The sequence below is a fragment of the Sorangium sp. So ce185 genome (assembly GCF_051526825.1).
GTDB lineage: Bacteria > Myxococcota_A > Polyangia > Polyangiales > Polyangiaceae > Sorangium > Sorangium cellulosum_D.
This window is the reverse complement of sequence record NZ_CP150316.1, coordinates 3,396,600-3,409,498: the sequence shown is the minus strand read 5'-3', so window position 1 is coordinate 3,409,498 and position 12,899 is coordinate 3,396,600. Positions and strand designations below refer to the sequence as shown.

The window sequence follows — 12,899 nt, the reverse complement described above, 5'->3', positions numbered from 1 at the left end:
GCGCGCCGGGGCGCCCGATCATGCTGGGGCGCCTCCGGCGGCCGATGGCGCTGCCCTGCGCTCGTCGAGGGCGTCGGCCTGGCCCACGTCCCGGAGGACGCCGCCGAGCAGCGCGTCGACGTCGAGGATCATCGCCACGCTGCCGTCGCCGAGGATGGTCGAGCCGGAGATGCCCGGAACGCGGCGAAAGAGCTGGCCGAGCGGCTTGACCACCGTGCGCCCCTCGCCGTCGAGGGCGTCGACCACGAGGCCGGCCTCGGAGCCGCCGTGCGCGACGATGACGACGCGCTCCTCCGGCGGGGGAGCTCCGCCGAGCCCGAAGAGCGCCCGGAGGCGGACGCACGGCAGCGCGCGTCCGCTCCGGACCATGAGCCCCTGCGCGCCGCCGTGCGCGAGCGAGCCGCGCGGCAGATCGCAGCAGGCGAGCACCGCGCGGAGCGGGACCACGTACCGCTCGTCGCCGATCCCCACCGAGAGCCCCTCGATGGTGGCCAGCGTGAGCGGGAGCTGGACCAGCAGCGACGTGCCGTGCCCTTCGCGGCTCTCGATCCGGATCGTGCCCTGGATCGACTCCACGCTGCGCCGCACGACATCCATGCCCATGCCGCGCCCCGCCAGGTGGGACGACTCCGCCGCCGTCGAGAACCCGGGCTCGAACACGAGGCTGAAGAGCTCGTGATCGGGGAGCGCGTCGGGCGCGGGGTGCCTCCCCAGCGCCCGGACCCGAGCGGCGATGCGCTCGCGGCTCATGCCGGCGCCGTCGTCGGAGATCCGGAGCGCGATACCGCCCCGCTCGTGCGCGGCGTGCAGGGTGATGGTGCCGCAGGGGTCCTTGCCCGCGGCGCGCCGCGCCTCGGGCGCCTCGATGCCGTGACAGATGGCGTTGCGCAGGAGGTGCGTGAGGGCGTCGCGGAACCGCTCGACCACGGCCGTATCCACCTCGACGTCGCCGTGCAGGACGACGAGGCGCGCCAGCCTGCCCTGCGCGTGGGCGAGATCGCGCACCGTGCGCTCGTAGTGCCGGAACCAGGGGCCGACCGGCACCATGCGCGCCGCGCGCACCGCCTCCTCCAGCTCCCTGCAAAGCCGATCTTGCTCCTCCATCTGGTCGCGCAGCGCGGCGCCTGCCTCCCCGCGGACCGCGCGGAGCGTCCGCGCGAGCCTGTTCCGACCGAGGGTGAGCTCTCCGATGAGATCCGCCATGCGATCCAGCTTCTCGACGGCGACGCGGATGCTCTTGAGGGTGGTCGCTCCCTCCGCGTCGTCCTCGGTCGCGCGGCGCGCGCCCGTCGCCCACGCGCCCTGCAGCGCCTCTGGCCCTCTGCGCCGCGCCTCCTGGAGGCGCGCGATGACCTCTTCGTGCGAGTTGCTGCGCTCGACCTGTCCCCTCTCGATCTCGGCGACGAGCCGTCGGGCGGCGTCCACCGTCTCGAGCAGCAGCGAGACGACAGGCGTGGTGAGGGGGAGGTCGCCGCGGCAGAGCGCCTCGATGACGTCCTCCGCGGCGTGCCCGAGATCGCTCAGGCAGCCGAGGCCCACCGAGCCGGCGCTCCCCTTGAGCGTATGGGTGGCGCGGAAGACGCGCTGGAGCACGTCGTGGACGTCGGGTCCGGTCTCGAGCTGCAGCAGCGCGCGCTCGATCTCGTCGAGGATCTCGTGCGCCTCCGCCATGAACGTGTGGAGCAGCTCGTCGCGCTCCCTATCCATGCTGCTCACAGGGGCCATGCGGCTCACAGGGCCTGGATGGAGATGGCGCCGTCGTGCGTCCGGAAGACGATCTTGCGCCCCCGGTTGCCGCCCGTATCCAGCTGGGCGATCCGGATCCCCGCCGCGCGCAGGAACCCGAGGCCGGCATCGACGTTCTGGGCGCCGAGGTGGGTGCCGCGCTCCCGGAACGCGGAGATGAGGCAGGCGCCCCCGACGACGCGCGCTTGCAGCGCCCGGCTGGAGGCCCCGAGATCCATGAGCTGCTCGAGCAGACGCTGGCATGCGATATCGGCGAAGCGGACCGACGCCATCGCCGGGCTCGGGCACCCCGGAAGCACGTAATGGTTCATCCCGCCGACGCCGGTGGTCGGGTCCCAGAGGCAGATCGCCACGCATGACCCAACGATGGTGGTCACCGAGGTCGGCTCGGGCGAGACGAACAGCTGGCCCGGCATGACGTGGTGCGACTTTGTCGGCAGCGAGCGCCAGCTGGGCGGCCCGATGGATAGAGACTGTGTCGTGGAGTCAGGCGGCCTCGTCCTGTCCTCTCCGCCGACATCGTCGTGGGTAGACCCGGCTCGATCGGCGTCGCCGGAAGGCGCGCGGTGCGCGTCCTCGGATGCCCTGGCCGCTGAGTCAGTCGCCAAGGCAGTTCCTGACCTTTTCCAGGAGCTCCATCGTGTCGATGGGCTTGGTCACGAAATCGGAGCAGCCGCACCGGAATCCCTCTTCCATGTGCGCGACATCGCTCCGGCTCGTGACGAGCAGGATCGGCGTGCTGCGCGTCGCCTCGTCCGCGCGCAGCTGCCTGCATGCGTCGAACCCGTTCACGCGCGGCATGACGACGTCGAGGAGAATGAGATCGGGCCGCTGCTCCATGGCCACGGCGACGCCCTGGCCGCCGTCGTTCGCCGTGATGAGGTCGTAGTGCTCGCGCAGCGCCATCTGTTCGATGCGCAGGATGGTCTGAGAATCGTCGACCAGCAGGATCTTCTTCCGAGGCACCGTTGCACCCCCCTCGAGCGGATTCAGCGGCAGCGGCCGCGGCCGTGCCCTCACGCAGGGTAAGGAGACTCCCCCTCCTCCGCCTGCGTAAAGCACCTGCGCACAGGGCGTTCCCCCCCTGAGCAGCAACACCTTACCACGAGGGTTTGTAGAAGCTCCACCCAGAATTTTCAACATGTACGCATCTGGTCGCTGTCGGTCGCGCTGATTTGCCGACGCGCCGGAGCCTCCATGAGGTCCGAGACCTCGCTTCCCGTGACCTTCAAGCGGGCAGGCACAGGAGCTGGTCGACCCGCAGCTGGAGCGCGCAAGCGCGATCGGATACGCCGTCTCCGCGGCGACGGCGCGTGTGCGCGGAACCGGCGCACGAGCTCCGCAATAGGGAGCTCATGGAGGTCGAAGACAGGGGAAAGGGAGGCAGTAGGGAGAGAGGTGGCAGGGAGGCGAGGGATGTGCGCCCGAGCGCGCAGCCTGCCTGCAGGAGCGATCCGCGGGAGCATCCGGGCGTCGAGCTGAGGGCAGATCATCGTCCACCTGGTCGACCGCTCCCCGCGTCGCCGGGGCGGCGGACACGGGGGAGAGGACGAAGACTCTCTGCGTCCTCTGACTCTGCACCTCGATGGCGCAGATCCTGTGTGTTCGAATTCTCCCCATCACGGAGCCAGGGGCGAGCTTGATGAAGGCCCTATTGGGTTCTGCCGACGGCCGTCAAGCGCCCGGGGCGCGCGCGGGAGGGAGACGGAAGCAGCTCCGTTCGAGCTCGGCCGATGGTCCGGCCGCTCGAGAAGCGGGTGAGGCAGAACCTGCAGCGGCTCGCCGCGCGCTCGCGTACACTCCGGGCGCTCGGCATGGATCGGCCCGTCCACGGGGACAGCAGGGCGCAGCAGGCAGACGTCGCCGGCGCGCTCGCGGATCGCGCCTTCGGTGCGCTCGGCGTCCTGCTCCGCGGCTTCGAGGAGGCGGCCGAGCGCGACGGGCCGGACGCGCTCGAGGGCGCGCTCGCCCGCGGCCCGGAGCACCTCTACGGCGGGCTGCTCACCGCGATCCTCCGGCTCGCGTTCCTGCTCCACGCCGAGGCGCGCGGGCTGCTGCCGGTCGACGACCCGCGCTACGCGGCGCACCTCGGCGTGCACGCGCTGTTCCGGGAGCTCGCGGCGGAGCACGCCGCGCGCCCGGCCGCGATGCGGCGGCGCTCCGGCGCGTGGGCGCGGCTCGTCGCGCTGTTCCGCGCCGTCTTTCACGGGCTCGGCCGCCCCGAGCTGACCCTGCCGGCGCGGCGCGGGCAGCTCTTCGACCCCGAGCGCTACCCGTTCCTGGAGCGGGCGGGGCCCGGCGCGCCGCCTCTGGACGACGCCGCGGTGCACGCGGTGCTCGAGCGGCTCCTCGTGCTCGACGGGCGGCCGCTGTCGTACCGGTCGCTCGACGTCGAGCAGCTCGGCGGCCTCTACGAGGCGCTCATGGGCTACCAGGTCGAGCGCGCCGCCGGGCCGACGGTGTGCCTCCGGCCCGAGCGGGTCTGGGTGAGCGCGGCCGAGGCGCTCGCGCAGCCGAGGGCGCGGCGGGCGGCGTGGCTCGCCGAGCGGGCGGGGCTCTCGCGGCGCGAGGCGAAGCGGCTCGGCGAGGCGCTCGTCGCCGCCGGGACCGAGGCCGAGGCCCTCGGGGCGCTGGGACCGCTGCGCGCCAGGGACACCGAGGTGCTCGCGGCGGGGCGGCTCTTCCTCCAGCCCGGCGCCGAGCGGCGGCGGACGAGCTCCCATTACACCCCGAGGAGCCTGTCCGCGCCCATCGTCGCCCGGACGCTCGAGCCCCTGCTCCGGCGGCTGGGCGAGGAGCCGCCGTCGGCGCGGCTCCTCGAGCTCGCGATCTGCGACCCGGCGATGGGGTCGGGCGCCTTTCTCCTGGAGGCGTGCCGGTACCTGGCCGACCAGGTGGTGGCCGCCTGGGCCCGCGAGGCGGCGGCCGGCGACGCGGCCGCGGCGGAGCGGCTCGCCCGCGGGCGAGAGGACGCCGTGGGCGAGGCGCGGCGGCTCGTGGCGCGGCGCTGCCTGTACGGCGCGGACAAGAACCCCTTCGCCGTGAGCCTGGCGCGGCTGTCGCTCTGGCTCGTGGCGCGCGCGCGGGACGAGCCGTTCACGTTCGCCGATCACGCCCTCCGCCACGGCGACTCGCTGGTCGGGCTCGATCTCGCCCAGCTGCGCGGCTTCCACTGGAAGCCCGCCGCGCCGGAGCCGCCGCTCTGCGACGCGATCGACGCCGCGCTGGAGCGGACGCTCGCGCTGCGGCGAGCGCTCGCCGCGCCGCCGCCGGGCGGGGATGGCGGCGCCGCGCGCGGGCGAGAGCGGCTCGCGCGGGAGGCGGACGAGGCGATCGGCCGGGCGCGGCTCCTCGGCGACCTCGTGGTGGGGGCGTTCTTCGCGCACGAGAAGGACCGGGACCGGCTGAGGGAGCGCGACCGGCGGGCGCGGCTCGCGATCGCGTGGCTGCGCGGCGGGGGGCCGCCCCCGGAGGAGCTCCTGGCCATGCAGCGGGCGCTCCGGGAGGGCGCGCCGGGCGGGGCGCCGCCGCTGCCGGCGTTCCACTGGGCGCTGGAGTTCCCCGAGGTGTTCCAGGACGCGCGCCCGGGCGGGCCGGGCGGCGAGCGCGCGCCGGGGCCGGCGCGGCTCGACGCGTTCGTCGGGAACCCGCCGTTCCTCGGGGGAAAACGGATCTCGACGGATCACGGGGACGTGTACGCCGCGTGGCTCGAGCAGCTGCACGGCGCCACGAAGAACACCGACCTCGCCGCCCATTTCTTCCGCCGCGCGGCCGCGCTGCTCGGGGGCCGCGGCACGGTGGGGCTCATCGCCACGAACACGATCGCTCAGGGCGACACCCGGCGATCCGGCCTGCAGCCGCTCGTCGAGGCGGGGCGGGCGGTCATCTACCACGCGGTGCGCAGCGTCCCGTGGCCCGGGGACGCGGCCGTCCACGTCGCCGTCGTCCACCTCGCCGTGGGCATGTCGCCGGCCGACGGGGTCCCGCCGCCCCGGCTCGACGGCGTCCCTGTCCGCCACATCAACTCCCACCTTCGCGCGATGCCCGAGCGGCCCGACCCGAGGCCGCTTCAGGCCAGCCGGGATCTCTGCTTCATCGGCTGCTTCCTCCGCGGCGACGGCTTCGTCCTCACCGACGGCGAGGCGCGGGCGCTGTCTGCGGGCGACCCGGCGGCCGGCGAGGTGCTCCGCCCTTTCCTCGGCGGCGAGGAGGTCAACTCGTCGCCTTCGCACAGCCCGCACCGCCACGTCATCGACTTCGGCGAGCGCGGGCTCGATGACGCGGCGCGGTGGCCGGCGCTCCTGTCGATCGTGCGGAGCCGGGTCAAGCCGGCGCGGGATCGCCTGAAGCTCACCGGGATCGACGCGGGCCACCGGGCGCGATGGTGGCAGTTCGCCAACCCCCGGCCGGAGCTCCGGCGCAGGGTCGCGCCGCTCGCGCGGTGCCTCGTCGCGGCGCGGGTGACGAAGCACCTGTGCTTCGCGTTCCAGCCCGCGGGGCGGACGTTCTCCGACCAGCTGTGCGTGTTCGCCATCGACGATTACGCGCGCTTCGCGGTCCTCCAGTCGCGAGCGCACGAGTCGTGGGCGCGCCTGCTCTCCTCGACGATGGGAGAGGGCCTGCGGTACGCGCCGTCGGACTGCGTGGAGACGTTCCCCTTCCCTCGCCCGGAGCACCTCGCGGCGGGCGGGCCCCTCGACACCGCCGGCGAGCGCCTTTACACGGCGCGCGCCCGGCTGATGGTCGAGCTGGGAGAGGGCCTGACCGCGATGTACAACCTCCTCAAGGACCCTGCGTGCGCGCGGCCTGGCGTCGTCGAGCTCCGCCGGCTCCACGAGGAGATGGACCGCGCCGTGCTCGCCGCGTACGGGTTCGACGACATCGAGGTGCCGCCGTACGCCGCGCCGGCCACGCCCGGCGAGCGGAGCGCGGCGGGCGCCTTCGAAGATCGGGTGATCGACCGGCTCTTCGCGCTGAACGAGGCGCGGGCCGACGAGGAGGAGCGGCGGCGCGGAGAGGCCGAGCGGCGCGGCCCGGGGCCCGGCAAGCGGCCGCGGGCGTCGGGGCAGAAGGCCCCCGATGGGGGGTAGTTACGCGCGGCCGTCGATCGTCACGATCGAGCCGTCCGGCCGGTGGGTGAGCTCCACGACCTTCACGCTGCGCAGGGGCGTCTTGCCGCCGGAGAGCTCGCAGTCGTGATAGAAGAGCCACCACTTGCCGCCGAAGTTCACGATGGAGTGGTGCGTCGTCCACCCCAGCACCGGGGTGAGCACGACGCCCTGGTAGGTGAAGGGGCCGTACGGATTGTCGCCCGTGGCGTACACGAGGAGGTGCGTGTCGCCGGTGGAGTACGACAGATAGTATTTGCCGTCGTGCTTGTGCATCCACGCCGCCTCGAAGAAGCGGCGCGCGTGGTCCGTTTGCAGGAGGGGCTCGCCCCTCGCGTCCAGGATGCGGATCTCGCGCGGCGTCTCGCCGAACTGGAGCATGTCGTCGCCGAGGCGCGCCACGCGCGGGCCGATGGCGGGCTTCGCCTCCGTGGGCTCGGGCGGCACGGTGGGGTCGTACTTCCCGCTCTGCCAGCGCTGCAGCTGCCCGCCCCAGAGGCCGCCGAAGTACATGTAGTGCGCGCCGTCGTCGTCCTGGAACGTGGAGCAGTCGATGCTGTAGCTGCCCCGCATCGGCTCAGGCTCCGGCTTGAACGGCCCCTCCGGCCGCTTGCTGGTGGCCACCCCGATGCGGAAGATGCCGTCCCGGTCCTTGATCGGGAAGTACAGATAGTAGGTGCCGTCCTTGTGCGCCGCGTCGCCGGACCACAGCTGTCGCCCCGCCCAGGGAATGTCCTTGAGGTCGAGCGCCACCCCGTGGTCCGTCACCTCGCCGGGGATGCTCGCCATGGAGAGGACGTGGTAGTCCCGCATGTCGAAGTGATCCCCGTTGTCGTTCTCGGGGATGCCGCTGTCGACGTCGTGCGACGGGTAGATGTACACGCGGCCCTCGAAGACGTGGGCGCGCGGGTCCGCGGTGTAGATGTGGGAGACCAGGGGCTTCGGTCGCGACATGCCGCTCCGTGGGGTGGTGAGGGGCTCAGCTCAGCCGCGCCGGTCGTGGGACGGCGCCGCGGCGTGCGTCTCGAGCGCGTCGAGCAGCGTGGCGCGCCCCGCGAACGCGGGCTTGAGCTGAGTGGGCTCGCCCCTCTACCATCGCATCAGAAATTCCGCCAGGGATCATCGAGCCGGCGCCCGCCCGGGCCCGGCGCCGCCAGGCCTCGCCACAGGTAGGCCCGCGTCTCCTCGGCGAGGCGCGCGGGCGTCGCGATGCCGTCGACCCGCGTCCAGCGCCCCTCGGACGCGCGGCCGATGAGCGTGATCGGGGTGTGCTGCTCCTTGACGGGCGCGCGCCCGCCGAGCGCGTCGAGCACCCGGCTCACGCGCTCGCGCTTGCCGGTCAGGAACACCCAGCCCGGCCGCCGGCCGAATTTCTCCGCGTATCCCTTCAGCCGCTCCGGCGTGTCCGTGGCGGGGTCGAGCGAGATGGAGACGAGCCGCACGTCGCGCTCCAGCGCGTCGCCGAGCTCGGCCTGGAGCCGGCCGAAGATGGCCGTCATCGGCGAGCAGATCGTCGTGCAGGTGGTGAAGACGAAGTTCACCACGAGCACGCGATCCTTCGCGAGATCGCGGAGGCGGACCGGCGCGCCGTCCTGATCGACGAGCTCCTCGTCCGGCACCACGACCCCCGGCGCCGGGGCCGTCCGCACCGCCGCGGCGCCCTGCGCCGGGAGCGACGGATCCCGATCGGCGCCCGCGCCCACCGGATCGCTCGCGCGACCGCACGAGGCGGCGGCGAGCGCGCCGGCGAGGAGCAAGGCGTTCGGCACGGAGAGCGAGAGAGATCGCATATCGGCCTCACTGCGGGCATCGCCCCGTCGGGGCCCGCGAGGGGGCGCTCGCGCCGAGCGCCCGGGGTGTTCGTGCGCCGTCGCTCGACGAGCGAAGAGCGGGCGCGCCGCGGCGGCGGCGCCCCTCCTCGATGACCGCTCGATGGGCGATCGACGGCGGGTCAGCGGACAACGCACTTTGTCGCGCGATCCCCGGAGGTCAAGAGTCTTCGCCGGCGGGCGCGCGCGCTCGCGTCGGCGAGGCGAGGCCACGACGCCCCGGCCGTCAAAAATCGACGCAGACGGGCTCGTCGATCCGCAGCACGGACTCCTGATCGAAGCGCGCCTTGTACTCCTCGCGGATGGCCTCGATGCTGTCCGAGGCGGCCTGGCTGCCGTCGTGGAGGAGCATGATCAGCCGGCTGTCCTCGCGGATCAGCTCCTCCGTCGTCGCGAGGTACTGACCGTCGACGTCGAACTGCGTGAGCCCGTCCCGGAAGCGCGGGGTCACGACCGTATCGACGAACTGCTGCCATTCCTCCTGCGTGACGTCGGGCGCGTCGAACCGATCCATCCCGAAGAAGAGCTCGGTGCGGATCATCGGCGCCCCGGTGTCGCAGGTCGCCTCGGGCGCCGGCGGCGGGCTGTCCTCCGCCGCGGCGCTGCCGCAGCCGGCGGTGGCGAGGAGCACGGCGAGGAGGGCGCGCGGGATCGATCGGTCGGGCATGGATGCTTCCTCCGAGGTGAGGGCGTGCGACCCGCACGCTACCACGTCCGCTGTCACGGCCGGCGCGGCGGATTAGCTGAGGTTGTACGCGACCATCGCGATGCCCGCCGCGATGAGGACGATGCCGCCGATCTGCACCGCCGTGAGGGTCTCGCGCAGGTAGTAGACGGAGAAGACCGAGATGATCAGGAAGCCGCCCGAGGACATGATCGGATAGGCGACCGACAGGTTGATGCGCTTCAGCGCCAGGACGTAGAACAGGATGTTCGACGCGAAGAGCACGAGCCCGAGCACGAGGTGGTAGTTCGTCGCGAGCGCGAGCGCCTTGTCGACGAGCGACAGGCCCTCCATCGGCGGGACGCGCCGCGAGGCGAGCTTCATGAGGATGTTCGCGGTCGCGTTGAAGACGAGGGCGATGATGAGGAAGAGGTAACCTTGAGCCATGTCTCTGGTGCGGCGAGCGCCGGCGGCCCGCCATTCCCGGGAGACCTCTGGCGCAGCGGCCGGCATGGATCAACCGTGAAGCGCGCAAGCCTTCATCGCCCAAGGTTCGGTGAGCCCTCAGGCGGCTCCTGACGGCGAAATCGACGTGGTCGGTCGCCTGCCTCGGTGCGAGACTGCCGCCCGCCATGAGCTCCGAACGCCTGGAGATGCCGTTCGCGCCGACGATCGCCGCGGTCGGGACGGCGCTGCCGCCGCACTACGCAACGCAGGACGAGACGTGCGCGGGGCTGCGCCGGCTCTGGGCGGGCAAGGGCGACGCGCTCGCGCTCGTCGAGCGGGTCCGGCGGTCGATCGAGGTGCGGGGGCGGCACCTCGCGCTGCCGATCGACGCCTATTACGCGCCCTCGACGTTCGCCGAGCAGAACGGCCGGTGGAGCGCGTGCGCGGTGGAGCTCGGCGAGCGCGCCTGTCGCGCCGCGCTCGATCGGGCGGGCCTCCGGCCCGAGGACGTCGATCACATCATGTTCGTCTCGGTCACGGGCATCTCGGCGCCCAGCCTCGACGCCCGGCTCGTCAACCGGCTCGGCTTCCGGCGCGACATCAAGCGCACGCCCGTCTTCGGCCTCGGGTGCGTGGCCGGCGTGGCCGGCGTCGGGCGCGTCACCGACACGCTGCGCGCCTTCCCGGGGCAGACGTCGCTGCTCCTGTCGGTCGAGCTCTGCTCGCTCACGCTGCAGCGCGACGACACCTCGGCGGCGAACGTCATCGCCGCGCAGCTCTTCGCCGACGGCGCCGCCGCCGTCGTGGCGCGCGGCGCGCAGGCGGCTCGAAAGAGCGGCCGGACCGGCGGCGCGGCGGTGCTCGACGCGCAGGCCGTCTTCTACCCGGAGACCGAGCACATCATGGGGTGGGACGTCGTGGACACCGGCTTCCGGGTCGTCCTCTCCGCCGGCGTCCCGGCGCTCGTGCGCGAGCACGTGCGGCGCGACGTCGACGCGTTCCTCGCGCGGCACCGCCTGTCGCGGGGCGACGTCCGCCACTGGATCGTCCACACCGGCGGGCCGAAGGTGCTCGAGGCGATCACCGAGACGCTCGAGCTGCCCGAGGACGCGCTCGCCCGCTCGTGGCGCTCGCTGCGCGAGATCGGCAACGTCTCCTCCGCCTCGGTGCTGTTCGTGCTGCGCGACGTCCTCGAAGAGGCGGACGTCCGGCCCGGCGACTACGGCGTGATGATGGCCTTCGGCCCCGGCTTCTGCTCGGAGATCGCGCTGCTGCGATGGTGACCTCGGCGCAGCTCTACCTCGCCTTCCTCGGCGCCGTGGCCGTCGAGCGGCTCGCCGAGCTCATCATCTCGCGCCGCAACGCGCGGCGCGCCTTCGCGAAGGGCGGCGTCGAGGTCGGGCAGGCGCACTTCCGGGTGATGGCGCTGATGCACACCGCCTTCCTCGCGGCGTGCGCGCTCGAGGTCGACGCGCTCGACCGGCCGTTCCCCGGGCTCGTCGGGTTCGCGGCGCTCGCGGCCGCGCTGCTCGCGCAGGCGATGCGGTACTGGGTCATCGCCACGCTGGGCGAGCAGTGGAACGTCCGGATCATCGTCGTGCCCGGCGCGGCGCCGGTCTCCGGCGGCCCGTACCGCTACCTGCGCCACCCGAACTACGCCGCCGTGATCGTCGAGATGGTCGCGATCCCGATGATCCACGGCGCGTGGCTGACCGCGCTCGTCTTCAGCGCCCTCAACGCGCTCGTGCTCTCGGTGCGCATCCGCGCCGAGGAGGCGGCGCTCGGGCCGTCGTACGCGGCGGAGATGGGCGGCCTGCCGCGGCTCGTGCCGGGCCGCCGCCCCGCGCCGGAGCGCCCCCCGGCGCCGTGAGCGCGCGGTCCGACATCGCCGACATCGCCGTGGTCGGCGGGGGGCCGGCGGGCCTCGCCGTCGCGATCGGCTGCGCGCAGCGGGGGCACGACGTGATCGTCCTGGATCAGGCCGCGTGGCCGATCGACAAGGCGTGCGGCGAGGGCGTGATGCCCGAGGGCTGCCGCGCGCTCGAGGCGCTCGGCGTCCTGTCCGAGCTCGATCCGGCCGAGCGGGCGCCGATCGAGGGCATCCGCTACCTGCGGCCGGACGGGCTGCGCGTCGAGGCGCCGCTGCCGGCGCCCGGGGGGCTCGGCGTGCGCCGCACCGCGCTGTCGGCGGCGCTCTCGGCGCGGGCGCGCGCGGCCGGCGCGCGGCTCGCGGCGGGCGAGTCGCTGGTCGCGGTCGAGCGGACGCCCGCCGGCGCGCGGCTGGTCACGCGGCGGCGCGCCGTCGAGGCGCGGTACGTGGTCGGCGCGGACGGGCTCGGCTCGCGCGTGCGCCGCGCGCTCGGCTGGGACGCGCCGCCCGCCGGGCCGCGGCGGCTCGGCCTGCGCCAGCATTTCCGGTGCGCGCCGTGGTCGTCGTTCGTCGAGGTGCACCTCGGCGACGGGGTCGAGGCGTACGTGACGCCCGCGGGCCCGCAGCGCGTCGGCGTCGCGTTCCTGTGGGACGGCGATCGCCTCGAGGGGCGCGCGTCGACCGAGCGCCTCGTGCGCCGCTTCCCGGCGCTGGCCGAGCGGCTCGCGGGCGCGCCGGTCGACTCGACGGCGCGGGGCAGCGGCCCGCTCGAGCGCGCGTCGTCGCGGCTCCACGACGACCGCTTCGTGCTGGTCGGCGACGCGGCGGGCTACATCGACGCCATCACCGGCGAGGGGATCTCGCTCGCGCTCGTCGGCGCGGCCGCGCTGTCGACCGCGCTCGACGCGGCCCTGCGCGGCGGCGGCGCGGCCCCGCTCGCGGCCTATGCCCGCGTGTTCCGGCAGGCCTTCCTGCGCTACGCGGTGGCGACGCGCGCGGTGCTCTTCATCGCGCGGCGCCCGCGCCTCCGCGACGGGCTCCTGTCCGCGCTCGCGCTCGCGCCCGGGCTCTTCCGGCACGCGGTCGGCGCGGTGCTGCGCCCGCGCTGAGCCTGGCGGCGCTCGGAGGCGTCGCACGGGTCGGCCCCGGCGCGCTCCAGCACAGCAATCACAGCGGAACATTTCACCAACACCGCATCCATCGACGAGCGCGCGCACCGGGCCGCGAGGCGAAGG

The 12,899-nt window shown here is 73.9% G+C and carries 11 protein-coding genes; 4 read left to right on the top strand and 7 right to left on the bottom strand.

Annotation, left to right across the window (positions count from 1 at the left end; genetic code table 11):
- Window positions 1–18 precede the first annotated feature (18 nt).
- From WMF26_RS12675 to WMF26_RS12665, 3 genes are all read right to left on the bottom strand, one after another.
- Complete coding sequence (locus tag WMF26_RS12675) at window positions 19–1,707, bottom strand: chemotaxis protein CheA (RefSeq protein WP_438000528.1); 1,689 nt, start codon at window positions 1,705–1,707, stop codon at window positions 19–21.
- A gap of 23 nt (window positions 1,708–1,730) precedes the next feature.
- Window positions 1,731–2,162, bottom strand: a complete 432-nt coding sequence (locus tag WMF26_RS12670) for a chemotaxis protein CheD (protein WP_438000527.1) — start codon at window positions 2,160–2,162, stop codon at window positions 1,731–1,733.
- Between the two features lie 181 nt (window positions 2,163–2,343).
- Window positions 2,344–2,712 carry a response regulator gene (locus WMF26_RS12665; RefSeq protein WP_437337335.1) on the bottom strand — a complete coding sequence of 123 codons (369 nt, stop codon included), beginning with the start codon at window positions 2,710–2,712 and terminating at the stop codon, window positions 2,344–2,346.
- A gap of 767 nt (window positions 2,713–3,479) precedes the next feature.
- Between WMF26_RS12665 and WMF26_RS12660 the strand changes: the two genes are divergently transcribed.
- A complete protein-coding gene (locus WMF26_RS12660; RefSeq protein WP_438000526.1) occupies window positions 3,480–6,836 on the top strand; it encodes a DNA methyltransferase in 3,357 nt (1,118 codons plus the stop codon).
- Here WMF26_RS12660 and WMF26_RS12655 read toward each other — a convergent pair whose 3' ends face one another.
- The 4 genes from WMF26_RS12655 to WMF26_RS12640 all read right to left on the bottom strand — a co-directional run bounded on the left by WMF26_RS12655 (window position 6,837) and on the right by WMF26_RS12640 (window position 9,794).
- On the bottom strand, window positions 6,837–7,808 hold the full coding sequence (locus WMF26_RS12655; RefSeq protein ID WP_061625409.1) for a glycoside hydrolase family 43 protein: 972 nt from the start codon (window positions 7,806–7,808) through the stop codon (window positions 6,837–6,839).
- A gap of 146 nt (window positions 7,809–7,954) precedes the next feature.
- Window positions 7,955–8,644 (bottom strand): SCO family protein, encoded by a 690-nt coding sequence (locus tag WMF26_RS12650; RefSeq protein WP_437337333.1) that lies wholly within the window; start codon window positions 8,642–8,644, stop codon window positions 7,955–7,957.
- Between the two features lie 265 nt (window positions 8,645–8,909).
- Window positions 8,910–9,350, bottom strand: coding sequence for a DUF3574 domain-containing protein (locus tag WMF26_RS12645; RefSeq protein ID WP_438000525.1), 441 nt, complete (start codon window positions 9,348–9,350; stop codon window positions 8,910–8,912).
- A gap of 72 nt (window positions 9,351–9,422) precedes the next feature.
- Window positions 9,423–9,794, bottom strand: a complete 372-nt coding sequence (locus tag WMF26_RS12640; protein ID WP_020734501.1) for a DMT family transporter — start codon at window positions 9,792–9,794, stop codon at window positions 9,423–9,425.
- Window positions 9,795–9,979: 185 nt separating this feature from the next.
- Between WMF26_RS12640 and WMF26_RS12635 the strand changes: the two genes are divergently transcribed.
- From WMF26_RS12635 to WMF26_RS12625, 3 genes are read left to right on the top strand one after another with little or no spacing between them, the layout of a single operon-like run.
- The gene (locus WMF26_RS12635) at window positions 9,980–11,077 is read left to right on the top strand and encodes a type III polyketide synthase (RefSeq protein WP_438000524.1); all 1,098 of its coding nucleotides are present in this window, start codon (window positions 9,980–9,982) and stop codon (window positions 11,075–11,077) included.
- On the top strand, window positions 11,071–11,664 hold the full coding sequence (locus tag WMF26_RS12630; RefSeq protein WP_438000523.1) for an isoprenylcysteine carboxyl methyltransferase family protein: 594 nt from the start codon (window positions 11,071–11,073) through the stop codon (window positions 11,662–11,664). The genes WMF26_RS12635 and WMF26_RS12630 overlap by 7 nt, the downstream gene beginning before the upstream one ends.
- Entirely contained in the window at window positions 11,661–12,773 is a 1,113-nt protein-coding gene (locus WMF26_RS12625; protein WP_438000522.1) for an NAD(P)/FAD-dependent oxidoreductase, read from the top strand. The genes WMF26_RS12630 and WMF26_RS12625 overlap by 4 nt, the downstream gene beginning before the upstream one ends.
- Window positions 12,774–12,899 lie beyond the last annotated feature (126 nt).